The following is a 24,788-nucleotide window of genomic DNA, read 5'->3' as shown; positions in this document are numbered from 1 at the left end:
CGACCGAATGGCGCGGCTCACCCGGCGGCGGCCGAAGGTACGCTCACGAGGGCCGCGAACCGGTACTCGCGCGGGGTCATGCCGTGGCGGTCCTTGAAGCGGCGGGAGAAGTGCGCCTGGTTGGCGAAGCCGCTTCCGTAGGCCAGGGTGCCGATCGGCAGGTGGGCGCAGCCCGGGTCGGCCAGGCGCTTGGCCGCGTCCTCCAGCCGCCGCTGCCAGATCCAGTCGGAAATGTGCTGGCCGCGCTCGTGGAACAGCTCCTGCAGCCGGCGCAGGGACACCCCCATCGCCGCCGCGAGCCGGGGCGGATCCAGGGTCGGATCGCTCAAGTGGGCCTCGACATGGGCCTTGGCGCGCTGGACCACGACGGTGCCGTGGAGCGGCCGGGGGACCTCCTGGGCCAGCCGCTCGGCGATGGCGGCCACGATCAGGTCCACGCCGATCGAGGCCATACGCCCGGCCGCTTCGGGCGCGAGCTGGCGGTGCACCCGGATCAGTTCCTGGAAGAAGCGCATCGCCAGGGCGGTGGAGCCGAGGTCCGACCGGACCGTCAGGGCCGTGTAGAGCCGGGCTGACCCGAGCACGCTCTCCAGGCGCTCGCGCGGCAGTTCCAGGAACAGGGATTGGCTGCCTGCGCTCGATAACGTGCACGGCCGGTCGCATGTCGATCACCATCAGGTCGCCTCGCCGCTGCACGGACGCCCGATCATCCTGGCTGCTCGTCGACACGCCGGCGAGCTTGAAGAGCACGCCCACCATGCCGTCCTTGTTGTTGCGCCGGATCAAGTCGCGCGTGGCCTCGCTGCGGATCGCCCCATGCGAGACGCGTCCCATGAGCAGGGGGCCGACACTGGCTGTCTCCAGCGTGCCTGTGAACGGACCGTCGTCGAGGCGCTTCTCCTTGAGGGGTATCCCAAGCTTGGAAACGGTCTCGGTCCAGGATTCAAAACTATTACGGGGGTGTATCTCGGCGGTCGAAAACAATGTTCTCATGATCGATATTAGTAATTACTAAAAAGCCCAGCGATCGGCAATTATTAATGCCGGCGAGTAAACAGTCAAAAAAATATACTACCATTATGTTGAACAATCAATATGGATCGTCTAGGTTGTGTATCTGATCTATGGTCAGCCGAGAAGAATAAATACAAAGCCGTCTGTAAAAAATTACATCTCCAGGCTTCCGGTCCGCTTCGGTGGCGCGATCGCGAGCAAATCCGGGCACCGGCTGGGGGTGGCACAGTCCTTTTCTGTCCTGGCCATCCGGGACAGGCCCCGACGCGAGCCGTGCCGGGCTGCCGTGCGACCACGGCAGCGTTCGTCCTGGCGATCCCACCATCTCCCCTCCTGAACATGGATTTGCCTCAAGACCGGGGGCCTTCAGGGTTGTTCGCGCCCTCTGCATTGCGTGTCTGGACGACGTCGTGCCGGCCTCCGATCGCGAGGGCCGAGCCGTCGAAACGCGTCACGACCTGGAGGTCGCCCACCGCAAGGGCGTCGAGCGGGGCTACGGGGTGCCCGTGAACGCCGCTGCGCGATCCTTGCACGGAGCCATCCCGTGGCGGTCCTTGAAGCGGCGGGAGAAATGCGCCCGGTTGGCGAAGCCGCTTCCGTAGGCCAGGGTGCCGACCGGCAGGTGGGCGCAGCCCGGGTCGGCCAGGCGCTTGGCTGCGTCCTCCAGGCGGCGCTGCCAGAGCCAGTCGGAAATGTGCTGGCCGCGCTCGTGGAACAGCTCCTGCAGCCGGCGAGCTGGAAGATCACGACGACCGTGCCGTCCTTGCCGTTGCGCCGGCGCACATCGCGCGTCGCCTCGCTTCGCAGGGCGCCCTGGGCCATTCGGATTATCAGTAAGGGGGCAACTTCAGCGATATCCAGCTTGCCCTCGAATGGCCCGTTGTCCAGGCGCTCTTGCTCAAGGGGCACGAACCGCTCGAACAGCGTCTCGCACCAAAGCTTGAAGCTGTTCCTCGGGTTAAAGCCTTCGGTCGAAAACAATGGAGTCAAAAGTAACTTGTCTTTGCGGACCCCAATCCGCGCGAAGGGAAAAAGGGTTCCGCGCCTTCGGACAAACGCGGTGAAACACATATTGTATATTGTTTCTGTCTTCAAGAGATGCCGCAGCGCAACTTGAGGTGATCTAAACAGCCCGCCGCCGGTGGGGACTCTTGCAGTTGTTTGATCACGAGGTGGTTCAACCTCCGGTCGACAAGCGCGGGGTATTGATAAGAAGATATCGAACAGTGACTCCTCACATGACCAACCCACTCGAATCCCGCTCCTCGTTCCTGCTCGAAAAGGTCGGCGCGATCGTCGCCGCCTACGTCTCGCGGAACAGTGTGGGCGTGGGGGACCTGCCGGTGCTGATCGACCAGGTTCACACGGCGATCTCGGTGCTGCAGGGGGCGACATCGGCCTCCGCGTCGTCCTGGAGCGGCCCGAGCGCCGCGCAGATCGAGGCCTCGATCAAGCAAGAGGGGCTGATCAGCTTCATCGACGGCCGATCCTACAAGACCTTGAAGCGGCACCTCACCGCCCACGGCCTCACGCCCGAGCGCTACCGGGTCCGCTACGGCCTGCCCGCCGACTACCCGATGGTCGCGCCCGGCTATGCCGCCCGGCGCTCGCAGATCGCCAAGGCGATCCAGCTCGGCCACAAGGTGGGCTGAGCGGTGGCTTGCGCCATGAGACGACCGCTGGATCTGAAGCCCGAGACGGTCCGCGGCGAGGCGATGCTGGAGTGCATTGCCGGCAGGCTCAGCCTGCCGGTCGCCGCGTTCTTCCCGGACGAGGCCGAGCCGGGCGAGGCGGTCGCCCAGGCGGCCGACCTCGTGACGGCCTTCATGGCGATCGACAGCGTGGCCGCGCGCCGCACCTGCCTGGCCTTCGTGCGCGCCATGTCGCGCCCGTGAGGGTTCCGGATGCCGCGGCCTCCAGCGCGGAGCGTGCCGGCGCGTCCACGACAGCCAGGGCCGTTTCCGTAGATTACGGAAACGGCCCTGGCCCTGCCAGCGCATGGTCCTGGATACCGGGTCCGGGACGATGCGCTGTCGCTTCGCGTTGCATCGGGTTTTCCCGGAAGCCGGCGGCCACTTTTCGGGGCGGTGCTGCAGACGTCGCCGTTCTCCCGCGGGCCGGCGCCGGGCCCCGGCCGCGTCAGAAAACGTGGCGCAGGATGAAGAACAGCACCGCCGCCAGGGTGATGGCGGCCGGCAGGGTCAGCACCCAGGCGAGCGCCATGTTGCGGACGGTGGACATCCGCAGGCCCGAGCCGTTGGCCGCCATCGTCCCGGCCACCCCCGACGACAGGATGTGCGTGGTCGAGACCGGCAGCCCGTAGAGTTCGGCCAGCCCGATCGTGCCGGCGGCGACCAGTTCGGCCGACGCGCCCTGGGCGTAGGTGAGGTGGGTCTTGCCGATCCGCTCGCCTACCGTGACGACGATCCGCTTCCAGCCGACCATCGTGCCGAGTCCGAGCGCCAGCGCGACGCAGACCTTCACCCAGCCCGGGATGTAGCGGGTGCCGTCGTTGAGCAGCCCCGTGTAGCGCTTCAGGGTCGCCGTGTCGGCCTCCGACAGGTCGGCTCCGGCGCCCGGCAGCAGGCGCACCGCGTCGGCAGCGAGGTACATGTCGCTGCGCAGGTTCTGGGTCTGCGCGGCCGGCACCGTGCGGAGCGCGCCGTAGCTCTTCACGCTGGCGGCGATGTCGTCGGCGAGTGCGGCGAGCGCGGCGAAGACCTGCGGCTGGTTCAGGTCCTTGCTCTTCAGGGCATCCGTCACGGACCGCCGCGCCTGCGCAGCCTCCGGAAGCGGTGCGCCGCCCGTGCGGGCAAAGAACACCCGGCTCGCCGCCGTCGAGGTCTGGATGAAGCCCGGGGTCGTGTCGTCCGACATGGTGCGGTTCAGCGCGTAGGCTGTGGGAGCGGCGCCGATCAGAATCAGCATGATCAGGCCCATGCCCTTCTGCCCGTCATTGCCGCCGTGGAAGAACGACACCAGGGTGCAGGTCAGGATCAGGAGGCCGCGGATCCAAGGCGGCGGCGGCGCATCGCCCGCGGGTGCCTCGTAGAGATCCTTGCGCCGCACCGCGAACTTCAAGGCCAGCAGCAGAAGCGCGGCGAGGACGAAGCCGCACACGGGCGAGAACAGCAGGGCCTTGAACACGTTGAGCGCCTGCCCCCAGTCGACGCCCGAGGTGCCGTCGCCCCCGTTCATCAGCTGGTTGGCGAGGCCGACGCCGAGCACCGAGCCGATCAGGGCGTGCGACGAGGAGTTCGGAAGCCCGAAGGCCCAGGTCCCGAGGTTCCAGATGATGGCGGCCAGCAGCAGGGCGAAGATCATCGCGTAACCGGCCTGCGAGCCGACGTTCAGGATCAACTCCACCGGCAGCAGGGTGACGATGGCGTAGGCCACCGCGCCGGACGAGAGCATCACACCGAGGAAGTTGAAGACGCCCGACCAGATAACCGCCACCAGAGGCGGCAGCGAGTGGGTGTAGATCACCGTGGCCACCGCATTGGCCGTGTCGTGGAACCCGTTCACGAACTCGAAGCCCAGGGCGATCAGCAGCGCCAGCCCGAGCAGCGCGAAGGCGCCATAGGCGAGCGGCGCCTCGCCGACGGCGTTCATGTCGGTGATGAGGCTCACGACCGCGTAGGCGAGGCCGGCCACCAGCACGAGCAGGAAGGCGACCGCCCCGCCCATGGTCATCCCGTGGTCCAGGCGCGGCCTACCCTCGGGCCCGGCCCTCACAGCCCCCGACGGCATCACGGCGGAATCGGACATGAACCCTCGCGCGGCGGTTGTGTTGGCGACCCGGATTAATATGGCCCGATGACGGTTCGATGACGTACTATACAGTAATGTGACCGCCGTTTATCGTATAAATTCCTCAAATTCTGATTATTAACCAAATAATTCTCGAAAGTTTTCCGACAGATCATCGTAATTACGAAATATACCAAAAATAAATCGGCGATGCAGCTAAATTATAGATCTGTTGCTCCATTGGCACAGGCAGAAACGACAAGAATTATGACTGCATTATGACGAATCCGTTCTCGTAGATCTCGCTAAATCTCCCGCCGCAGGCCGAATGGCCGCGGAATCAGGGGGCCAATCATGACTTTCAGGCACGGAGTCTCGGTCGCGACCTTGCTGGTCGCGGCTCTGAGCTCGGGCGCACAGGCGCAGACGGTCAACACGACACCCTCGGGCGTCAACGTCCTGAACCTGCTGGCGCCCTATCTCGCGCTCAACGCGACGGCAACCGGGCAGGCGACGCTGAGTCTGAACCTGTCGCAATCGCTCGCGGTTAACACCGGGGCCGGCCTCGCCCAGCAGCAGCAGGCCATCAGCGACAAGAACCTGCTCGGCTCGGTCGGCAACGACCTGTCGGCGATCGGCCTCGGCACCTACGGCGTCGCCGCCAATCTCGCCGGCGGCCTGCAGGCCCAGACTCCGATCAACGGCATCGTCCCGCAGCAGCTCGTGGGCGGCCTCGGCGCCCAGCTCGGCCCGATCTACCAGCGCGGCGTCGCCCAGGGCACCAACGGACCCCTCGGCGGCGTGGTCAGCCTTCTGGCCAGTGCGTATGCGTTCTCGGGCAACAACCTGGGCGTCGCCAAGAACTACTTCGCCAACGGCGCGGCCACCAATCCGAGCGTGACCCCGGCGAACTACGTGGCGGTGCCGGCCGTGGCGCCGGCCGGCTACGTGCTGCCGACCTACAACGGCCTGCCCAACACCACCAACAGCGTCTACGACCTCGCCTACGGGGTGACCAACACCCAGCCCGGCCAAGACATCTACGGCTCCTCGCGGCCGGTTCAGGTGGCGCCGGCCCGCTTCAACGCCTTCGACCCGACGGCGCTCAACGGCATCGCCACGAACCCGTCCTTCCCGAGCGGGCACACCACCTACGCCTATACCGACGGCATCCTGCTGGCGATGCTGATGCCGCAGCAGTATCAGAACATGCTCGCCCGCGCGGCCGACTATGCCAACGACCGCATCGTGCTCGGCGTGCACTACCCGCTCGACATCATCGGCAGCCGGGCGCTGGCGGCCTACGACCTCGCGCAGGCCTTCACAAACCCGGCCTACATCAACAACGCCGCCATGACCGGAACGGCGATCAACCTGCCCGCCCAGTTCATCCGGGCCCAGACTGAGATCCAGGCCTACCTCGCCGCGCAGTGCGGCAACACCGTCGCGGCCTGCGCGGGCAGCGCCGCCAACGCCGCCGGCAACCCCTACGTCCCGTCCGCCGCCAACCAGGCCGCCTACCAGACGCGCCTCACCTACGGCCTGCCGACCCTCTCCGTGGCCCAGGCCCCCCGCGAGGCCGCGCCCGCCGGCGGGCCCGATGCCTCGATCCTCCTCGCCCCGCTCTACGGCGGCTCCACCGGCGCGGCCAGGACCATCGCACCCAACGGTGGCCTCTACGGCCAGCTCGCCACCGCCACGATCAACCAGATCGTCGTCAACACAGAGGCCAACGCGCTCGCCGCCTTCTACGGCAGCCCGCTGAGCTACTGGAGCCGCATCGACCTCTATGCGGCCGCCGGCTACTTCGGGAACGTCACCGGCACTCTGCGGATGGACGCCACCGACCGGCTCACCCGCGACGTCGGCATCGGCAGCGACGGTGTGCTCTACGCCAACGGCACCATCACGGGCATTGTCTCGGTCAATGCCGGCGGCCTGCTCGGCGGTTCGGGCACGGTGGGCGGCCTCAACGCGCTGTCGGGCGGTGTCGTGGCGCCGGGCAGCTCTATCGGGACGCTGAACGTGACCGGCACCGTCGCCTTCGCGCCGGGCGCGACCTACCGGGTCGAGGCCAACGCCGCCGGCCAGGCCGACAGGATCGCGGCAGGCGGTACCGCCGCGCTGGCAGGCGGCACCGTGCAGGTGCTGGCCGCGTCCGACGCCTACAAGCCGCGCACCACCTACGCGATCCTGACCGCCACTGGCGGCGTCTCCGGCCAGTTCGCCGGCGTGACCGCGAACCTCGCGTTCCTGTCCCCGGGCCTGCGCTACGGGCCCACAGAGGTCGACCTGACGCTGACCCGCAACGACGTGCCGCTCGCCGCCAGCGCCACGAGCCGCAACGGCGTGGCCGCGGCCAACGCGATCCAGGCCGCGGGTGCCGGCAGTCGGGCCTACGACGGCGCGGTGGCGTTCACGGCGGGCGAGGCGGCCGACGGCTTCCGTGCGCTGTCGGGCGACATTCACGCCAGCACCGTGTCCGCCGCCTACGAGACCGCCTTCTTCGTGCGCGAGGCGGTGCTCGACCGCCTGCGCTGGGGCGGTTCGGGCGCGGGTGTGGATTACGGCCGCCTGCCGGCCGTCTACACGGCCGACCTCCCGGGCCGGGCGCCGGTCATCCCCAGCGTGCCGGTGCGGACCCTCGACCCGCAGGTGTTCGGCGTCTGGGGCCAGGGCTTCGGCGCGTTCGGGACCGCGGGCGGGGGCGGCAACGCGTTCGACCTCGACCGGCAGATCGCGGGCTTCGCGGCGGGGTTCGACCTGCGCCTCCCGGGCGGGTTCCAGCTCGGCGTGGTCGGCGGCTACACCGAGGCGAGCCTCGACAGCGCCGGCCGCCGCGCGGGGTTTGGCCGGCTGGAGAGCGCGATGCTCAAGAGCGGCTTCGGCGGCGTCTACGGCGGCTATGAGCTCGGCCCGCTGTCGCTGCGATTCGGGGCGGTCTACGCCGACACCGACACCCGCACCCGGCGCAGCGTGCTCTATGGGCTGTCGGACAGCCCGACCGGGCACGGCGGCGGCTCCACGCTGCAGGGCTTCGGCGAGATCGGCTACCGGTTCGCGTTCGCGGCGCCGGCGGTCCTGGTGTCGACGGAGGGCCCGGCTCCGGCGGCGCAGAGCTACATCGAGCCGTTCGTGGGTGCGGCCTATGTCGGCATCCGGCGGGACGGATTCGCGGAGACCGGCGGGGCGGCGGCGCTGGTGAGCTCCGCGCGCGACTACGATCTCGGGGCGGCCACGGCGGGCGTGCGGGCGCAGACGAGCCTGGATCTGGGCCTGGGACTTCCGGTCACGGCGCACGGGCTCGTCGGCTACCGGCGGGCATTCGGCGACGTGGTCCCGGCAGCGCTGCTGCGCTTCGGTACGGGGCCGGCCTTCCTGAGCGCGGGCGTCCCGATCGACCGGGATGCGCTGGTCGCGCAGGCTGGGCTCGACCTGCCGGTCGCGCCGAACGCCACGCTCGGGGTGGCCTATACCGGCCAGGTCGGCGCCCGGGCGCAGGATCAGGCCGTCAAGGGCAACTTCGTCCTCCGGTTCTGAGGCTGGCGAGGGCAGCCCGGGCCGCCGCTCGACAGTGCGGCGGCCTCGGGGAGCCTCCAGCCCTGTCACACGACTGACGCGGTCCGGCCGCTAGCGACCGGTCGAGTGATCGCACGAGGGATCTGCATGATAGACGCCACGGTGCCGGCCCTGTCCCTCGGCGCGCTCCTGGCCCTCGTTCAGATCGCCAGCATCGCGATCGCGGGCCGGCGCATCGGAGAGGTCCACGGCCCGTCGCGCTTCCCGGCCGGCGCGCCCGTCTCCCTGGTGCGGCCGCTCCGCGGGGTGGAGGCGTTCAGCGAGGAGATGCTGTCCCGCAGCTTCCGCCTCGCCTATCCCGCCTACGAGCTGATCTTCTGCGTCGCCGATCCGGCCGATCCGATCGTCCCGATGGTCGAGCGCCTGGTCAGCGCCCACCCGCACGTGCCGGCCCGCCTGATCCTCGGCGACGAGCGCGTCAGCGACAATCCGAAGCTGAACAACTGCCTGCGCGGCTGGCGCGCCGCCGCCCACGACTGGGTCGTGCTCGCCGATTCCAACGTGGCCATGCCGCCGGACTATCTCCAGCGCCTCCAGGCCGCCTGGCGGGACGATACCGGCCTCGTCTGCTCGACCCCCGCGGGCGCCCGCCCGGCCAGCTTCATGGCCGAGGTGGAATGCGCGTTCCTCAACACGCTCCAGGCGCGCTGGCAATACGCCGCCGAGACGTTCGGGCTGGGCTTCGCGCAGGGCAAGAGCATGCTCTGGCACAAGCCCTTCCTGGATGCCCAAGGCGGTCTGCAGGCGCTCGCGGCCGAGATCGCCGAGGATGCCGCCGCCACCAAGCTGGTGCGTGCCGCCGGCAAGCGCGTCTATCTCGTGGCGAGCCCGTTCGAGCAGCCGCTCGGACCGCGCGGCTTCGGCGAGGTCTGGGCGCGGCAGTTGCGCTGGGCGCGGCTGCGGCGGGTGACCTTCCCGCTGTTCTTCGCCCCGGAGATCGGCAGCGGCGTGCTGCTGCCGGCGCTCCTGGTCGCGCTCTGGGCCGGCAGCCTCGCCGGGCTCGCGGGTGCTGCCGGCCTCGCCGCTCTGTGCTATCTGGCCGAGCACCGGCTCGCGACCCGCGCGGGCTGGCACCGTTCGCCGCGCATGCTGGCGGCCTTCCTGGTGCGCGACGCCCTGATCCCGGCGATCTGGCTTGGGGCCTGGGTCCAGAGCGCCATCGTGTGGCGCGGCAACGCCATGGATGTGCGCCCGCGCCGGGCGGGCGCCGACCGCGCCTGCGCGCCGACGGCGTGACCGCAGGCTGACCGGAGGCCGAGTCGTGACGCGCCGCTACGCCCTCTACTGGCTCCCCGCGCCCGGCTCGCGTCTGGCGGCCTTCGGCAACGCCGTGCTCGGCTGCGACGTCACCTCCGGCGCCGCGGTGCAGCATCCGAGCAGCCTCGGCGACCTCGCCGCCGTCACGGCGGGCGCCCGGGTCTACGGCTTCCACGCCACCCTCAAGGCGCCGATGCGCCTCGCGCCGGGCGCAGCGGAAGCCGATCTCATCGCGGCGGCGCAAGGCCTCGCGGCCGCACATCCCCCGGTGACGGTCGGGCCGCTGACGGTCGCGGCGCTCGGCGCGTTCCTCGCCCTGGTGCCGGAGGCCCCGCCGCCGGAACTCGGCCTGCTCGCCGCCGAGTGTGTCGCCGCCCTCGATTCCTGGCGGGCGCCCCTGACGGAGTGCGAGCGCGCCAAGCGCCGCCCGGAGCGCCTCGGCCCGCGAGGCCGCGCGCTGCTGGAGCGCTGGGGCTATCCGCACGTCTTCGAGGCCTTTCGGTTCCACATGACGCTGACCGACGCCCTGCCGGCGCCCGAGCGCGACGCCTGGCATGTGCGCCTCGCCGAAGCCTACGCGGCCTCGGGCCCGGAGCCCCTGGTGATCGATGCCGTGTGCCTCCTGTCCCAGGACGGGATCGAGCCGTTCCGGCTCCTGGCGCGCCTGCCCTTCGGGCGGGCCCATGGCTGAGCGGCTCCTCGGCCTCGAACCCGCCCTCGACCCGAGCGCCCGGATCGAAAAGTGCCGGCTCGGTCGCTACACCGAGGTCGGCGCCCGCACCCGCCTCACCGAGACGGACCTCGGCGACTATTCCTACATCGCCCAGGACGGCGAGGTGATCTACACCACCATCGGCAAGTTCTGCTCGATCGCCGCCAGTGTGCGGATCAACCCCGGCAACCACCCCATGGAGCGCGCCGCGCAGGCGCATTTCACCTACCGGGCCCGCGCCTATTGGCCGGAGGAGACGGACGAGGATTCCTTCTTCGATCGCCGCCGGGCCAGCCCCGTGACGATCGGACACGACGTCTGGATCGGCCACGGGGTGGTGATCCTGCCCGGCCGCACGGTCGGCACTGGCGCGGTGGTCGGGGCGGGGGCGATCGTCACGCGCGATGTCCCGGCCTACACGATCGTGGTCGGCAACCCGGCCCGGCCGGTGCGGCGCCGCTTTCCCGAACCGATTGCCGCGCGTCTCGAACGCCTCGCCTGGTGGGATTGGGACCACGGGCGCCTGCGCCGGGCGCTCCCGGATTTCCGCGCCCTTCCGATCGAGGCTTTCCTGGATCGGTACGAGCTTTGAGTCGTGATTTAGCCGCCTAACATAAGATCTGGGTGCCCGGAGGCCGGAATCGAACCCGTATTCGTCATCCAATCGTCGTGTAATCGGCGTTTAGCTGCGGCCGCCCCGCAGCGGATGGATGTATGATTGTCGTCGAGGATCTCACGCGTCAGTACGGTGGCCGCCGCGCCGTGGACGGCGTGTCGCTGCGGATCGAGCGCGGCAGCTTCGTCGGCGTGATCGGCCGGTCCGGCGCCGGAAAATCGACCCTGCTGCGCCTGATCAATCGTCTCGTCGACCCGAGTTCCGGGCGCATCCTGTACGATGGGCGCGACGTCACGACGCTGACGGGCCGGTCTCTGCGCGAATGGCGTACGCGCTGCGCTATGATCTTCCAGCAGTTCAACCTGGTCGGCCGCCTCGACGTGATGACGAACGTCCTGATGGGGCGTCTCAGTCATGTGCCGACACACCGCTCCCTGCTCCGGCTCTGGTCCGAGGAGGACCGGGCGATGGCGCTCGCCGCCCTGGAGAGCTTCGACATGGGCGAGTTCGCCGGCCAGCGGGCCGACGGCCTGTCGGGGGGGCAGCAGCAGCGCGTGGCCATCGCCCGCGCGCTCGTGCAGGAGCCCGAGATCCTGCTCGCCGACGAGCCGGTGGCGTCCCTCGACCCGCGCAACACGCGCCTCGTGATGGACGCGCTCGCCGACGTGAACCGGCGCTACGGCATCACTGTGCTGTGCAACCTGCACTCGCTCGACCTCGCCCGCGCCTATTGCGACCGCCTCGTCGGCCTTGCGGCCGGCCGCGTGGTGTTCGAGGGCGGCCCCTTCGACCTTACCGAGGACGTGGCGCGCCGGCTCTACGGCTTGGAGGCCGGCGAGGTGCTGGACGATTCCGCGAAGCGCGAGGCGGAGCAGCGGGCGGCCCTGCCGGGGAGGTCCGGCAGCGTTCCGGTGCGCCCCGTCCGCGAGGCCGCCATCGGCGCCTGAGCCGGGCGCACGGCTCTTCGGGGCCCGACGACGGACCGGGAAAAGCCTGACCAAAGCCGCCGGCCACTGGCCGGCCGGTCCATCTTCCACACACTGACGAAGGACGACACGATGATCACCCGACGCACCCTCGCCGGCGCCGCCGCGGGGCTCGCTCTTCTCGGCCTGCCGGCCGCCGCCCAGGATTGGAAGGCCCAGTATCCCGAGCTGACCCTGGCGGTGATCCCGATGGAGAATGCCAGCGGCACCACCGACCGCTACGCGCCTCTGGCGAACTACCTGACCAAGGCGGTCGGCGTACCGGTGAAGCTGCGGGTGGCCAGCGACTACGCCGCTGTGATCGAGGGCCAGCGTGCCGGCAACATCCAGATCGCGTTCTACGGCGCGGCCTCGTTCTCCCGGGCCGTGATGACCGGGGTGAAGATCCAGCCGATCGTGAACCCGAAGCACGAGACCGGCGTCTCGGGCTATTACTCGGTGATCTACGTGCTGGCCAAGAGCCCGTACAAGACGATCGAGGACCTGAAGGGCAAGAACCTCGCTCTTGTCGACCCGAACTCCACCTCCGGGAACCAGGCGCCGCGCTTCTTCCTGAAACGGGCCGGCTACGATGTGGACAAGTTCTTCGCCAAAGCCGTCTTTGCCGGCAGCCACGAGAACGCCGTGCTGGCGCTGACCCAGGGCACCGTGGACGCCGCCGCCAACCTGTGGAACTCCGAGACCGACACGATGGTCACCCGCATGGCCGCCAAGGGCATGCTCAAGAAGCCGGACGGCACGCCGATGCAGCAGTCGGACTTCCGGGTGGTGTTCAAGTCCGACTTCCTGCCGGAAGGGCCCTACGCCATGCTGGCCAGCCTGCCGGACGACCTGAAGGGCAAGATCCGCCAGGCCTTCATCGACCTGCCGCGCGCCGACAAGGCGGCGTTCGACCGCCTCTCAGACGGCAAGGACCAGGACCTCACCCCGGTGACGATCGAGGACTATCAGCCGATCATCGACATGCTGAAGTTCAACGACGAGCAGCGCAAGAAGTCCTGATCCGGGCGCGTCCGCCTTGCGCGGCCTGACCCCCCTGCCGCCGGAGCGGGAAGCCGCCCTCTCCGGCCTGTACGCGGCGGCGAGCGGCGCCGCGCGCCGCCGCACGCTGGCCGGCTTCGCCATCGTCGCGGCGCTGGCCTTGCTCGCCGGGCTGGCCGCCGAGGTGCGGCCGCTCGTCTTCGTGGAGAACATCGGCAAGTTCACCGCCTATATCGCGCAGATCCTGCCGCCAATCGGCCTCGCGCAGCCGCTGGCGGACGTCCGCGCCTGGTATTGGGGGCTGCCCGGCTGGCTGGCGCTCCTCGGCGAGACCCTGCTGATGGCCTATCTCGGCACGCTGCTCGGCGGGATCGCGGGCTTCGCCTTCAGTTTCGTCGCCGCCGCCAACTTGGTGCGGTCGCGCGGGGTGCGCATCCTCGCCAAGCGCTTCCTGGAGGTGTGCCGCACCGTCCCGGACGTGGTGTTCGCGCTGATCTTCGTGATCGCCTTCGGCCTCGGGCCGATGGTCGGCGTGCTGGCCATCGCGATCCACACCACGGGGGCGCTCGGCAAGCTGTTCTCCGAGGTGGTCGAGAACATCGACATGCGTCCCGTCGAAGGCCTGTCCGCCGCGGGCGCCTCGTGGATCGAGACCGTACGCTTCGCCGTGGTGCCGCAGGTGCTCCCGAATTTCGCCTCCTACGCGCTGCTGCGCTTCGAGATCAATGTCCGCGGTGCGGCGGTGCTGGGCTTCGTCGGCGCCGGCGGGATCGGCCAGGAGTTCCTGGCCGCGATCCGCAACTTCTACTACGCGGACGTGAGTGCGATCCTCGTTCTCATAATCCTGACCGTCGTTTGCATCGACCTCGCCACGGAGCGGGTCCGCCATCGGCTGAGCGGCCCGGAGGACGCCCGATGAACGCCGCCCGCCCCGAAGCCCTGCGGGCGGCGGCCCGGGCCGACCTCCCGCGGCTGCGCGCCCGGTATCCGGCGCAGTTTCGCACCGATCGGGTCGCGCGGGCGCGCACGCTGGCGGTTCTCGGCCTCCTGGCCGGACTCGCAGGGTTCGGGTTCTGGCAGTTCGACTTCTCGCTCGGGCGGCTCCTCAACGGGCTCGGGCGCCTCGGCGCCTTCGCGGCGCTGATGCTGCCCCCGTCCCCCGAAGGACATCTCCGGATTTTCCTGCACGCGCTGGGCGAGACCCTCGGCATCGCCTTCCTGGGCACCCTCACGGCGGCGATCCTGGCCTTTCCGGTGGCGCTTCTCGCCGCCCGAAACGTCGTGCCCAACCCGTTCGCGCATTTCGCCGTGCGCCGCGGCCTCGACGTGATGCGCTCGGTGGACGTGCTGATCTGGGCGCTGATCTGGATCAATGTCGTCGGCCTCGGTCCCTTCGCGGGGGCGCTCGCCATCGCGTCCTCGGATTTCGGGGCGTTGGGCAAGCTGTTCGCGGAGGCGATCGAGACTTGCGACCGGCGTCCGGGGGAGGGCGTCGTCGCCTCGGGCGGCTCCGCCCTCCACCGCATCCGCTTCGGGCTGATCCCCGGGGTCCTGCCGGTGCTGGCGAGCCAGGTGCTGTACTTCTTCGAATCGAACACCCGCTCGGCCACGATCATCGGCATCGTCGGGGCGGGCGGCATCGGCCAGTACCTCACCGAACTGATCCGCGTGCTGGAACTCAAGCAGGTCGCGTTCCTGGTGCTGATGATTCTCGTCACCGTGGCGGCGATCGACTGGGTCTCGACCCGCCTGCGCCGGGCAATCATCGGGCCGGCCGCGCGCTGAAGCGTTCGTTTGACGAAGAGGACCGGCGGCCGGGTGATGAAGCGCCTACAGCATAAAAAACCACCGCGTCACCCCCGGGGCCGCGAAGCGGATCCCGGAGTGACGCTGTGAACGAGCAGGCGCCGGCGGAATTCCACACCCTCGCTGGAGCCCTGAGTTCGGGGTCGGGTCGTCTCAGTCTCACCGCGCGGTCGCGATCATACGATCGCGGGCTCGGACGACCTCACCCGCCGATCACCAGCTCGACACGGTCGGCGGCGAACAGGGTCCGGTTCGCCTGGATGCGCGCGCCCGCGGGGTCGACGTTGACGCTCGACACCACCATGACGACCCGCCCGGGCGCGATGTCGAGGCGCTCCGCCTCGCGGGCGTCGGCCGGGCGGGCACGGATGCGCGTCGAGAGCCGGGTGTAGTCGTGGACGCCGCAGGCCGCCAACGCCCGGGTGATCGAGCCGCGCGCGGCATAGGCATCTGCGAAACCGGAAAACCGCGGCAGCGGCAGCCAAGTCTGCGCCGTCGAGATCGGGGCGCCGTCCGCGCGATGGATCGTCAGCAGTTCCAGCACCGGCGCGCCGGGGGGCAGCGACAGGGCCTCGGCCTGGTCGGGGCCGGCCGTGACGGTGACCGAGGCGACCAGGTCGCCCCAGGCCTCGCGCCCCGCCCCGGTGACGATCTCGGAGAAGCGGGTGCGCGGACCGATCGGGTAGGCGAGCGGCGCCTCCTCGACGAAGGTGCCCCGCCCCTGGCTCGCGCGCACCAGGCCGCCCTCTGCCAGGGCGGCGAGCGCCCGCCGCACCGTATGCCGGTTGACGGCGAAGCGCGCGGCGAGCGCCGCCTCGGTCGGCAACTGCTGCCCCGGCGCGTACCGCCCCGCCACGACGTCGGCCGTGAGCGCGTCGGCGATCTGCCGCCACGCCGTCAGCCCCTCTCCCCGGACGAGGCCGGGCGCCTGCTCATGCGCATCCATGCCGTCATCCAAACTTCATTTGCGCACGGCGCGCTAGTTGTCTACACGACTAGACAACGAACCGTTTGAGGGATTCGCGATGGCGACGAGCCCGATTGACCCGGGACGCGAGGAGATCGCGGCGCGGCAGGCCGTGATGGCGCTCTGCGCCGATGCAAGCCGGGACGATCTGGACGCAGCCTTGCGGGCGCTCGAAGTCTCGGTCACCGAGGATCTGCGTCCGCCGGAGACCGGGCTGGTGATGGCCACGGGCCGGATCGGCGGCGACGGGCGGCCGTTCAACCTCGGCGAGGTCAGCGTGACCCGGGCGGCGATCCGGGTCCCGGATGGGACTACCGGCTTCGCCTATCATCTCGGCCGCGACCGGGCGAAGGCGCGGCTCGCCGCGACCCTCGACGCCCTCTGGCAGGACCCGGCCCGGCGCGCCCGGGTCGAGGCGGCCCTGCAACCTGCCGCCCGGCGGGCCGACGCGGCACGTCAACGGGCCGCAAGGCGCACCGCCGCCACCCGCGTCGACTTCCTGACCCTGGCTCGCGGGGAGGATTGAGCATGCTCGCAGCCGGCTTCACAGATCCGGTCCACGACGCACAGGGCACCTTCCGCGCCGTGATGGACGCGCTCGCCCGGCCCGGCCTGTCGCGGCCGCTCGCCCCCGGCCTCGCGCCGCCCGCGCCCCTGACCCCTGAACTCGCCGCCGTCGCCCTGACGCTCACCGATGCCGACACGCCGGTCTGGCTCGACGCCGCCCTGGCCGACGTGCCCGAGGTCGCCGCGTATCTGCGCTTCCACACCGGGGCGCCCCTGACCGACGATCCGGCGCAGGCCGCCTTCGCGCTGATCCGCGACCCGGCGCGCTGCCCCCCGCTCGACCGGTTCGCCCAAGGCACGCCGGCCTATCCCGACACCGCCACCACCCTGGTGCTCGCCCTCGACGCCATCACCCCGGGGGAGGGCCTTCGCCTCACCGGCCCCGGCATCAAGGGCGCCGTGCGCGTGACGCTGACGCCGCTTCCGGAGGGCTTCGTCGCCCAGTGCGCCGGGAACCGTGTGGGCTTCCCGCTGGGCGTCGACCTGATCCTCACCGCCCCCGGCCGCGTCGCCGGTCTCCCGCGCTCCACCGCCGTCACCGAGGGCTAGCCATGTACGTGGCCGTGAAGGGCGGAGAGGCCGCCATCGACAACGCCCACCGGCTCCTCGCCGAGGCGCGCCGGGGCGATGCGGCCGTGCCGGAACTCTCCGTCGCGCAGATCCGCGAGCAGATGGCGCTGCTGGTCGACCGGGTGATGACCGAGGGCTCGCTCTACGACCCCGACCTCGCGGCTCTGGCCCTCAAGCAGGCCCGCGGCGACGTGGTCGAGGCGGTGTTCCTGGTCCGCGCCTACCGGACGACGCTGCCGCGGTTCGGCGCCTCGACACCCGTCGATACCGGCGCCATGGCGGTGGAGCGCCGGGTCTCGGCCACCTTCAAGGATCTTCCCGGCGGCCAGGTGCTCGGGCCGACCTTCGACTACACCCACCGGCTGATCGATTTCGCCCTCGCCGCGGAGGGGGCCGTCGAACCGGCCGCCGAGGCGGAGCCGCGGGACGATGCCGGGACCTGCCCGCGGGTCACCGACCTGCTGGCCCAGGACGGCCTGATCGAGGCCTCTCCCCCGGATGACGGCGCCCCCGTGGGCGACCTTACCCGGGAGCCGGTGGATTACCCCGCTGACCGGGCCCTGCGCCTCCAGGCGCTGGCGCGGGGCGACGAGGGCTTCGTGCTCGGCCTCGCCTACTCGACCCAGCGCGGCTACGGCCGGACCCACCCGTTCGTGGGCGAGATCCGGGTCGGCGAGGTCGCGGTGGAATTCGTGCCGGAGGAGCTGGGCTTCGCGGTGCCGCTCGGACGGGTCCGGCTCACCGAGTGCCAGATGGTCAACCAGTTCAAGGGCTCGGGGGCGGCGCCGCCGCAATTCACCCGCGGCTACGGGCTCAGCTTCGGGCAGAGCGAGCGCAAGGCCATGGCGATGGCTCTGGTCGACCGGGCTCTTCGTGCGGAGGAACTCGGCGAGCCGGTGGCAAGCCCGGCCCAGGACCAGGAATTCGTCCTCGCCCATTGCGACAGCCTCCAGGCGACCGGCTTCGTCGAGCACCTGAAGCTGCCCCACTACGTCGATTTCCAGGCGGAGCTGGAGCTCGTCCGGCGCCTGCGCGCCGAATTCGAGCAGGGCCGCGACCGGGCCGGGATGCAGGAGGCCGCCGAATGAGCGCGACAGGGATCCCCGAGCGGGTGGGTCATCTCCCGCCCCGAAAGGGGGAGGAGGGTTCGTCCGAAGCCGGCTACAATTTCGCCTATCTCGACGAGGGCACGAAACGGATGATCCGCCGGGCCATCCTCAAGGCCATCGCGGTGCCGGGCTATCAGGTGCCTTTCGCCTCCCGCGAGATGCCGATGCCCTATGGCTGGGGCACCGGCGGCGTGCAGGTCACGGCGGCGATCCTGGGGCGGGCGGACGTGCTCAAGGTGATCGACCAGGGCGCCGACGACACCACCAATGCGGTCTCGATCCGCCGCTTCTTCGCCCGCACCTCCGGGGTCGCGACCACGACCCGCACCACCGAGGCGACGATCATCCAGACCCGCCACCGGATCCCCGAGACGCCGCTCTCCGAGGGCCAGACCCTGGTCTATCAGGTGCCGATCCCCGAGCCCCTGCGCTTCCTGGAGCCGCGAGAGACCGAGACCCGCCAGCTTCACGCACTCGCCGAGTACGGGGCCATGCACGTGAAGCTCTACGAGGACATCAGCCGCCACGGCCACATCGCCACCACCTACGCCTATCCGGTCGAGGTGGCCGGCCGCTACGTGATGGACCCGTCGCCGACGCCGAAATTCGACAATCCCAAGATGGACGATTGCCCGGCGCTTCAGCTCTTCGGGGCGGGGCGCGAGCGGCGCATCTACGCGGTGCCGCCCTACACCCGCGTGCGCAGCCTCGATTTCGAGGACCATCCGTTCCGGGTCCAGGAATTCACCGCGCCCTGCGCGCTCTGCGGCGCCCGCGGCCATTACCTCGACGAGGTGGTCACCGACGATTCCGGAGGCCGGATGTACGTCTGCTCGGATACCGACATCTGCGAGACCCGGGTCGCGGAGGCCACCCGATGAGCGCGCCGCTCCTCTCCGCGCACGGCCTGAGCAAGGCCTACGGCAACCGGCTGGCCTGCGCGGGGATCGATCTCGACGTGACCGAGGGCGAGGTGCTCGCGATCGTGGGCGAATCGGGCTCGGGCAAGTCGACGCTCCTGTCCCTGCTGGCCGGCGAGCTGGCCCCCGATTCGGGACATGTGCGCTACCGGATGCGCGACGGGCAGACCCAGGACCTCGCCGATCTCGGGCCGGCCGAGCTGCGCCGGCTGATGCGCACCGATTGGGGCTTCGTCCGGCAGGATGCGCGCCAGGGCCTGCGCATGGCGGTGTCGGCCGGCGGCAATGTCGGCGAGCGGCTGATGGGGATGGGCGAGCGCCATTACGGCCGCATCCGCGGGCAGGCGCTCGACTGGCTCGGCCGGGTCGAGATCGAGGCGGGCCGCGTGGACGACCCGCCGAGCCAGTTCTCGGGGGGCATGCGCCAGCGCCTGCAGATCGCCCGCAACCTCGTCACCGGGCCGCGCCTCGTGCTGATGGACGAGCCGACCTCGGGGCTCGACGTCTCGGTCCAGGCCCGGCTCCTCGACCTGATCCGGCGGCTCTCGGCGGAACTCGGGCTGGCGGTGATCATCGTCACCCATGACCTCGCGGTGGCGCGCCTGCTCTCGCACCGAATCGCCGTCATGCGCGCCGGCCGGGTGATCGAGACCGGGCTCACCGACCAGGTGCTCGACGATCCCGAGCACGCCTACACCCAGCTCCTCGTCTCCTCGGTGCTCGCCGCATGACCGCGCTTCTGACCTTCCAGGATGTCGCCAAGAGCTTCACCCTGCACCTGCGCGGCGGCGTCGTGCTGCCGGTGGTGGACGGCGTCAGCCTCTCGGTGGCGGCGGGTGAGTGCGTGGTGCTCGGCGGACCGTCGGGGGCCGGCAAATCCTCGCTCCTGAAGATGGCCTACGGCAATTACCGCTGCGACGCCGGGGCGATCCTGGTCCGCGACGGCGACGCCGCGGTCGATATGGTTCGGGCCGACCCGCGGGTGGTCCTGTCCCTGCGGACCCGGGTCATCGCCTACGTTTCGCAATTCCTGCGGGTGATCCCGCGGGTCTCGGCCTTCGACGTGGTCGAGGCCGCCGGCCGCGAGGGCGGCCTGGACGCGGCGACGGCCCGCGCGCGCGGAAAGGACCTGCTCGCCCGGCTCAATCTGCCCGAACGGCTCTGGAGCCTGCCCCCAGCGACCTTCTCGGGAGGCGAGCAGCAGCGGGTCAACATCGCCCGGGGGCTGATCGCCGACCGGCCGCTGCTCCTGCTCGACGAGCCCACCGCCTCCCTCGACGCCCGCAACCGCGCCGTGGTGGCCGAACTGGTGCGCGAGAAGCTGGCGGCCGGGGCCGGCGTGCTCGGCATCTTCCACGACAGCGAGATGCGCGACGCTGTGGCCACCCGGGTGGTCGACGTCACGCGCTTCGCGCAAGCCCGGGCAGCCTGAGGAGTCACGATGGACGATCTCATCATCGAGAACGCGACCCTGGTCCTGCCGGACCGAGTGCAGCACGGCTGGCTCGCCGTGGTCGACGGGGCCATCGCCGAGATCGGCACCGGGCGAGCGCCCGTGCGCGGCCTCGACTTCGGCGGCGACCACCTGATCCCGGGGCTGATCGAGCTGCACACCGACCATCTCGAGAGCCACTTCGCCCCCAGGCCCAAGGTGCGCTGGCACCCGCTCGGCGCGGTCCTGGCCTACGACGCGCAGATCGCCGCCTCGGGCATCACCACGGTGTTCGATTCGCTGCGCGCCGGCAGCGATCCGGACGGCAGCGGCCTGGGCTCGGAGCTGGAGCAACTCGCTGGGGCGATCGCCGCCGCGCGGGAGGGCGACCTGTTCCGGGCGGAGCACCGCACGCATCTGCGCTGCGAGCTGCCCTCAACGGACGTGCTCGACACGGTGGCGGCCTTCACGGCCCGCTACCCGGTGGGCCTGATCTCGCTGATGGACCACACCCCGGGCCAGCGCCAGTTCCGCGACATGGAGAAGTACTACACCTACGCTTCCCGCGGCGGCCGGCCCCTGGACGAGATCCGCGCCAACACCGCGCGCAAGATCCGGGACGGCCGGGCGCTCAACGCGCAGAATCGGCCGGCCCTGGTCCAGTTCGCCCGCGAGATGGGGATCCCACTCGCGAGCCATGATGACACCACCCTGGCGGATGTCGAGCTGGCTTCGGGCGAGGGCGTGACCCTCGCGGAGTTCCCCACCACGTTGGAGGCCGCGGAGGCCGCGCACGGGCAGGGGATCACCGTGATGATGGGCGCGCCGAACCTGATCCGCGGCGGCTCGCATTCCGGCAACGTCGCCGCCCTGGCACTGGCAGAGGCCGGCCATCTCGACATCCTGTCCTCGGATTACGTGCCGGCGAGCCTGCTGATGGCGGCCTTCCTGCTGCCCGAGCAGGCTCCTTCGATCACGCTCCCCGAGGCGCTGGCCACCGTCACGATCAACCCCGCCCGGGCCACTGGCCTGACCGACCGCGGCGCCCTGGAACCCGGCCTGCGGGCCGATCTGGTGCGGGTGAAGCGCGCCGACGGCGTGCCGGTGGTCCGCGAGGTCTGGCGCGCCGGCCTGCGGGTCGCCTGATGCCGGGCTGCCTCGTCCTCGTGGTCGGCCCGAGCGGGGCCGGCAAGGACACGCTGATCCGGCTGGCCCGGACGGCGCTGGCCGATGATCCGCGCTACGTCTTCCCCCGTCGCCTCGTGACGCGCCCCCCGTCGGCGGACGAGGACAACGACCAGATCGACGAGGCCGGCTTCGCGGAAGGCTGCGCGGCGGGGCGCTTCATCCTGAGCTGGCGCGCCCACGGCCTGGGCTATGCGCTCCCGGCGGAAGCGGGCCGTCTGGTGGCCGGCGGCCATGTGGTCGTCTGCAACGTCTCCCGTCGCATCGTCACCGAGGCCCGGGCGGCCTGTCCGAAGGTCAGCGTCGTCGAGATCGCGGCGCCCCCCGAGATCCTGGCGCGGCGCCTCGCGGCCCGGGGCCGGCCGGAGGATGGCGATCTCGCCGCACGCCTCGCCCGTGAGGCGCAGGTCGATGCCGATCTGAGAATCCTCAACACCGGGGCTCCGGAGACGGGGGCGGAACGGCTGATCGCGCATCTGCGCGCCTGCTGAGCGGGGCCGATCCCAGGTCGGGGCCGCCGCATGGCGCGGCTCGCGCGCACGCGGGCGTGGTCCCCGCGCGCCGGGCGATCTGACGAGAGAAGGGCTCGTCCGAGCGGCGGGCTGACCTCTCGGATCTTGTCATCTGCCGGTGATGAGATTGGCCGTTCCATCGACTGCCCCGTCACGCCGAGGCGCTGCAGGCGAGGCCGGACCCGCAGGGGCAGGCCGGAGGCGGTCAATCCGGTGCCACTGACAGTGCAAGGTCTTGATCCGCGGTGGATCGGGATCCCGGGCTGCACGTCGCGGCCCCGGGATGACAAGGTGACGACTCGGCCGTCTGGGTGATTCCGGCATCCCTGCGAGTATCGTAGTCCCTATGCCGTTGCCGTATCCCTGCAGGGGCTTTGCTTGGGCACGAAAAAGGGCGCGCGCCGGTTCCGGCACACGCCCTCGAAGGGGGGCCCGGGAATGCGATCCCGGACCGATCGTTCTGACGCCTAGAAGCCGCCGAACTTGTAGTTGAAGCCGGCGCGGACGATGCTGCCCTCGGTCCGGAAGCGCGAGATGTACGCGCCGGTGCCGACGCCCGGGATGGCGCCGACGAGCACGCTCTGGCTGCCGAGATCGTAGTGCAGGTACTCGGCCTTGACCGTGATGGCGTCGTACTTGATGCCGAGGTAGCGGCCGACCGCGAAGTTGTTCAGGAAGCTGTCGGTGGGCAGCGCGAACTCGATGCCGCCGCCGTAGGCGAAGCCGGTCTTGAAGTCGTCGTAGCGGCCGGCGAACTGCAGGGCCCCGCCGGGGGTGTAGAAGTTCGCGTCGTGGAACACGTTGCCGTAGGCGAGGCCGCCCATCCCGTACACCAGCACGCGGTCGAACGCGTAGCCGACGCGGCCCGTGAGCGTGCCGAGCCAGTCGAGGCTCTGGCGGTACTGGCTGATGTTCGGCGGGCCGCCCGCGACGTTGCCGGTGCCGAGGACGACCCGGTTCTTGGTGATGTCCGTCCAGTCGATGCTGTTGGCGACACCGACCACGATGCCCGAGCCGGGTGTGAACTGGTAGTTGTAGCCGGCCGTGCCGCCGATGTTGGCGAAGCCGTCCTGCGAGGTCGAGGTCAGCGCCGGACGGCGCCCGAGCGCCACGTTGTTGGCGTTGCCCGGCAGGACGCCGGCCGTGGTGATGCGCTCGCGATCCGTGAAGGTGTAGGCCGACTCGAGACCGGCGTAGAAGCCCGTCCAGGTGAAGACCGGCACCGGGGTGAACACCGGCGGCGGGGCGCGGCGCGGCAGGTCGGCGGCGACGGCGGCCGTCGAGACCAGGGCCGTCGCGGCGCTTGCGAGGAGAAGCTTCTTCATCATGATAGCGGGATCCAGGCGATCTATCGTTGCCGCAGTTAAGCTTGGCTGCCGCACTTCCGCTATGCCCTCGATGCCACAGTGTAGCCCGAAAGCGTCCACCGATATCGGCGGGTATCAATACTTACCGGTTCATGGTCCGGGGCCGCAGCTTGACAGCGCCGCGCCGTGCCGGGCCGCGGTTTGCGCCGGACCTTGATCGCGAGCGGCCGACCCTCTAAGCGGACCGCGTTTTTCGCCCCTGACCGAGTTCGGGGCGGCCGACCAGGATCCGGGGGACCGAGCGGTCCCCGCCGCAGGAACGGGAATCATGGCCAAGGAAAAATTCACGCGTTCGAAGCCGCACTGCAACATCGGCACGATCGGCCACGTTGATCATGGCAAGACGTCGTTGACGGCTGCGATCACGAAGGTTCTGGCGGAGACGGGCGGGGCGACGTTCACGGCCTACGACCAGATCGACAAGGCTCCGGAGGAGAAGGCGCGCGGGATCACGATCTCGACGGCGCACGTGGAGTACGAGACGGCCAACCGGCACTACGCGCACGTGGATTGCCCCGGGCACGCCGATTACGTGAAGAACATGATCACGGGCGCGGCGCAGATGGACGGCGCGATTCTGGTCGTGTCGGCGGCCGACGGCCCGATGCCGCAGACCCGCGAGCACATCCTGCTGGCGCGTCAGGTCGGCGTTCCGGCGCTGGTGGTGTTCCTCAACAAGGTCGACATGGTCGACGACGAGGAGCTTCTGGAGCTGGTCGAGCTGGAGGTGCGCGAGCTTCTGTCGAAGTACGACTTCCCGGGCGACGACATCCCGATCACCAAGGGCTCGGCGCTGATGGCGCTGGAGGACAAGGAGCCGAAGATCGGCAAGGAGGCCGTCCTGGCGCTGATGGCGACGGTGGACAGCTACATCCCGCAGCCGGAGCGCCCGATCGACATGCCGTTCCTGATGCCGATCGAGGACGTGTTCTCGATCTCGGGCCGCGGCACGGTGGTGACGGGCCGGGTCGAGCGCGGGATCATCAAGGTGGGCGAGGAAGTCGAGATCGTCGGCATCCGGGCGACCACCAAGACGACGGTGACGGGCGTCGAGATGTTCCGCAAGCTGCTCGACCAGGGCCAGGCGGGCGACAACGTCGGCGTTCTGCTGCGCGGCACCAAGCGCGAGGACGTCGAGCGGGGCCAAGTGGTGTGCAAGCCGGGCTCGGTGAAGCCGCACACGAAGTTCAAGGCCGAGGCCTACATCCTGACCAAGGAGGAGGGCGGGCGCCACACGCCGTTCTTCACCAACTACCGGCCGCAGTTCTACTTCCGGACCACGGACGTGACCGGGGTGTGCACGCTGCCGGAGGGCACCGAGATGGTGATGCCGGGCGACAACGTGACCATGGACGTCACGCTGATCGTCCCGGTGGCCATGGAGGAGAAGCTGCGCTTCGCCATCCGCGAGGGCGGCCGCACCGTCGGTGCCGGCGTCGTCGCCGCCATCAACGAGTA

At 70.2% G+C, this 24,788-nt stretch carries 24 protein-coding genes and 1 pseudogene; 19 read left to right on the top strand and 6 right to left on the bottom strand.

Annotation, left to right across the window (positions count from 1 at the left end; all coding sequences use genetic code 11):
- Positions 1 to 17: 17 nt before the first annotated feature.
- The 3 genes and pseudogenes from Q8W67_RS26850 to Q8W67_RS26840 all read right to left on the bottom strand — a co-directional run bounded on the left by Q8W67_RS26850 (position 18) and on the right by Q8W67_RS26840 (position 1,708).
- Complete coding sequence (locus tag Q8W67_RS26850) at positions 18 to 584, bottom strand: helix-turn-helix domain-containing protein (RefSeq protein ID WP_370693875.1); 567 nt, start codon at positions 582 to 584, stop codon at positions 18 to 20.
- Between the two features lie 130 nt (positions 585 to 714).
- A pseudogene (locus Q8W67_RS26845) lies at positions 715 to 993 on the bottom strand (AraC family transcriptional regulator); the annotation flags it as partial.
- Positions 994 to 1,507: 514 nt separating this feature from the next.
- Complete coding sequence (locus Q8W67_RS26840; protein ID WP_370693879.1) at positions 1,508 to 1,708, bottom strand: helix-turn-helix domain-containing protein; 201 nt, start codon at positions 1,706 to 1,708, stop codon at positions 1,508 to 1,510.
- Between the two features lie 544 nt (positions 1,709 to 2,252).
- Here Q8W67_RS26840 and Q8W67_RS13855 point away from each other — a divergent pair.
- Both Q8W67_RS13855 and Q8W67_RS13850 read left to right on the top strand, forming a co-directional pair.
- Positions 2,253 to 2,666 (top strand): MucR family transcriptional regulator, encoded by a 414-nt coding sequence (locus Q8W67_RS13855; RefSeq protein WP_305546386.1) that lies wholly within the window; start codon positions 2,253 to 2,255, stop codon positions 2,664 to 2,666.
- Between the two features lie 15 nt (positions 2,667 to 2,681).
- Positions 2,682 to 2,909: a hypothetical protein gene (locus Q8W67_RS13850; protein WP_305546384.1), complete on the top strand. Its 228-nt coding sequence runs from the start codon at positions 2,682 to 2,684 to the stop codon at positions 2,907 to 2,909.
- 244 nt (positions 2,910 to 3,153) lie between these two features.
- Here the strand turns inward: Q8W67_RS13850 and Q8W67_RS13845 are convergent, their stop codons facing one another.
- The gene (locus tag Q8W67_RS13845) at positions 3,154 to 4,782 is read right to left on the bottom strand and encodes an inorganic phosphate transporter (RefSeq protein WP_305546382.1); all 1,629 of its coding nucleotides are present in this window, start codon (positions 4,780 to 4,782) and stop codon (positions 3,154 to 3,156) included.
- A 336-nt stretch (positions 4,783 to 5,118) separates the two neighbouring features.
- On the opposite strand from Q8W67_RS13845, the gene Q8W67_RS13840 reads away from it, so the two are divergent.
- The 8 genes from Q8W67_RS13840 (at position 5,119) to phnE (Q8W67_RS13805) (ending at position 14,680) form a co-directional block, all read left to right on the top strand.
- Positions 5,119 to 8,304, top strand: a complete 3,186-nt coding sequence (locus Q8W67_RS13840) for an autotransporter domain-containing protein (protein WP_305546380.1) — start codon at positions 5,119 to 5,121, stop codon at positions 8,302 to 8,304.
- A gap of 126 nt (positions 8,305 to 8,430) precedes the next feature.
- Positions 8,431 to 9,579 (top strand): ceramide glucosyltransferase, encoded by a 1,149-nt coding sequence (locus Q8W67_RS13835; RefSeq protein WP_305546378.1) that lies wholly within the window; start codon positions 8,431 to 8,433, stop codon positions 9,577 to 9,579.
- A 25-nt stretch (positions 9,580 to 9,604) separates the two neighbouring features.
- Positions 9,605 to 10,291 (top strand): DUF1045 domain-containing protein, encoded by a 687-nt coding sequence (locus Q8W67_RS13830; protein ID WP_305546376.1) that lies wholly within the window; start codon positions 9,605 to 9,607, stop codon positions 10,289 to 10,291.
- The gene (locus Q8W67_RS13825) at positions 10,284 to 10,904 is read left to right on the top strand and encodes a chloramphenicol acetyltransferase (RefSeq protein WP_305546375.1); all 621 of its coding nucleotides are present in this window, start codon (positions 10,284 to 10,286) and stop codon (positions 10,902 to 10,904) included. Before Q8W67_RS13830 ends, Q8W67_RS13825 begins: the two co-directional genes overlap by 8 nt.
- A gap of 122 nt (positions 10,905 to 11,026) precedes the next feature.
- On the top strand, positions 11,027 to 11,875 hold the full coding sequence (phnC, locus tag Q8W67_RS13820) for a phosphonate ABC transporter ATP-binding protein (RefSeq protein WP_305546373.1): 849 nt from the start codon (positions 11,027 to 11,029) through the stop codon (positions 11,873 to 11,875).
- 111 nt (positions 11,876 to 11,986) lie between these two features.
- Positions 11,987 to 12,916, top strand: a complete 930-nt coding sequence (gene phnD, locus Q8W67_RS13815; RefSeq protein WP_305546371.1) for a phosphonate ABC transporter substrate-binding protein — start codon at positions 11,987 to 11,989, stop codon at positions 12,914 to 12,916.
- A gap of 16 nt (positions 12,917 to 12,932) precedes the next feature.
- Entirely contained in the window at positions 12,933 to 13,814 is an 882-nt protein-coding gene (phnE, locus tag Q8W67_RS13810; RefSeq protein ID WP_305546369.1) for a phosphonate ABC transporter, permease protein PhnE, read from the top strand.
- Complete coding sequence (gene phnE, locus Q8W67_RS13805) at positions 13,811 to 14,680, top strand: phosphonate ABC transporter, permease protein PhnE (protein WP_305546367.1); 870 nt, start codon at positions 13,811 to 13,813, stop codon at positions 14,678 to 14,680. The genes phnE (Q8W67_RS13810) and phnE (Q8W67_RS13805) overlap by 4 nt, the downstream gene beginning before the upstream one ends.
- Positions 14,681 to 14,903: 223 nt before the next feature.
- Here the strand turns inward: phnE (Q8W67_RS13805) and phnF are convergent, their stop codons facing one another.
- A complete protein-coding gene (phnF, locus tag Q8W67_RS13800; protein ID WP_305546365.1) occupies positions 14,904 to 15,647 on the bottom strand; it encodes a phosphonate metabolism transcriptional regulator PhnF in 744 nt (247 codons plus the stop codon).
- A 79-nt stretch (positions 15,648 to 15,726) separates the two neighbouring features.
- Here phnF and phnG point away from each other — a divergent pair, with 79 nt between their 5' ends.
- Genes phnG through phnN form a run of 8 tightly spaced genes read left to right on the top strand, consistent with a single transcriptional unit; the run spans position 15,727 to position 21,942 of the window.
- Complete coding sequence (gene phnG / locus Q8W67_RS13795) at positions 15,727 to 16,194, top strand: phosphonate C-P lyase system protein PhnG (RefSeq protein WP_305546363.1); 468 nt, start codon at positions 15,727 to 15,729, stop codon at positions 16,192 to 16,194.
- A gap of 2 nt (positions 16,195 to 16,196) precedes the next feature.
- Complete coding sequence (gene phnH, locus Q8W67_RS13790; protein WP_305546361.1) at positions 16,197 to 16,784, top strand: phosphonate C-P lyase system protein PhnH; 588 nt, start codon at positions 16,197 to 16,199, stop codon at positions 16,782 to 16,784.
- A gap of 2 nt (positions 16,785 to 16,786) precedes the next feature.
- Positions 16,787 to 17,893, top strand: coding sequence for a carbon-phosphorus lyase complex subunit PhnI (locus tag Q8W67_RS13785; RefSeq protein WP_305546359.1), 1,107 nt, complete (start codon positions 16,787 to 16,789; stop codon positions 17,891 to 17,893).
- Positions 17,890 to 18,795 carry an alpha-D-ribose 1-methylphosphonate 5-phosphate C-P-lyase PhnJ gene (locus Q8W67_RS13780; protein WP_305546357.1) on the top strand — a complete coding sequence of 302 codons (906 nt, stop codon included), beginning with the start codon at positions 17,890 to 17,892 and terminating at the stop codon, positions 18,793 to 18,795. The genes Q8W67_RS13785 and Q8W67_RS13780 overlap by 4 nt, the downstream gene beginning before the upstream one ends.
- Positions 18,792 to 19,565 carry a phosphonate C-P lyase system protein PhnK gene (phnK, locus tag Q8W67_RS13775; protein WP_305546354.1) on the top strand — a complete coding sequence of 258 codons (774 nt, stop codon included), beginning with the start codon at positions 18,792 to 18,794 and terminating at the stop codon, positions 19,563 to 19,565. The genes Q8W67_RS13780 and phnK overlap by 4 nt, the downstream gene beginning before the upstream one ends.
- Positions 19,562 to 20,266: a phosphonate C-P lyase system protein PhnL gene (gene phnL, locus Q8W67_RS13770; protein WP_305546352.1), complete on the top strand. Its 705-nt coding sequence runs from the start codon at positions 19,562 to 19,564 to the stop codon at positions 20,264 to 20,266. The genes phnK and phnL overlap by 4 nt, the downstream gene beginning before the upstream one ends.
- Positions 20,267 to 20,275: 9 nt before the next feature.
- Positions 20,276 to 21,412, top strand: a complete 1,137-nt coding sequence (locus Q8W67_RS13765) for an alpha-D-ribose 1-methylphosphonate 5-triphosphate diphosphatase (RefSeq protein ID WP_305546350.1) — start codon at positions 20,276 to 20,278, stop codon at positions 21,410 to 21,412.
- The gene (phnN, locus tag Q8W67_RS13760) at positions 21,412 to 21,942 is read left to right on the top strand and encodes a phosphonate metabolism protein/1,5-bisphosphokinase (PRPP-forming) PhnN (protein ID WP_305546348.1); all 531 of its coding nucleotides are present in this window, start codon (positions 21,412 to 21,414) and stop codon (positions 21,940 to 21,942) included. Before Q8W67_RS13765 ends, phnN begins: the two co-directional genes overlap by 1 nt.
- 488 nt (positions 21,943 to 22,430) lie before the next feature.
- On the opposite strand, the gene Q8W67_RS13755 is transcribed toward phnN, so the two are convergent.
- A complete protein-coding gene (locus tag Q8W67_RS13755; RefSeq protein ID WP_305546346.1) occupies positions 22,431 to 23,291 on the bottom strand; it encodes an outer membrane protein in 861 nt (286 codons plus the stop codon).
- 307 nt (positions 23,292 to 23,598) lie between these two features.
- Here Q8W67_RS13755 and tuf point away from each other — a divergent pair.
- Positions 23,599 to 24,788 (top strand): elongation factor Tu (tuf, locus tag Q8W67_RS13750; protein WP_305546344.1); only part of this gene is annotated, 1,190 nt, incomplete at its 3' end.

Source organism: Methylobacterium sp. NEAU K, assembly GCF_030700285.1.
In the GTDB taxonomy this organism is placed as follows: domain Bacteria; phylum Pseudomonadota; class Alphaproteobacteria; order Rhizobiales; family Beijerinckiaceae; genus Methylobacterium.
Note: the sequence above shows the minus strand (reverse complement) of the source record. Positions and strands in the feature narration are given on the sequence as shown.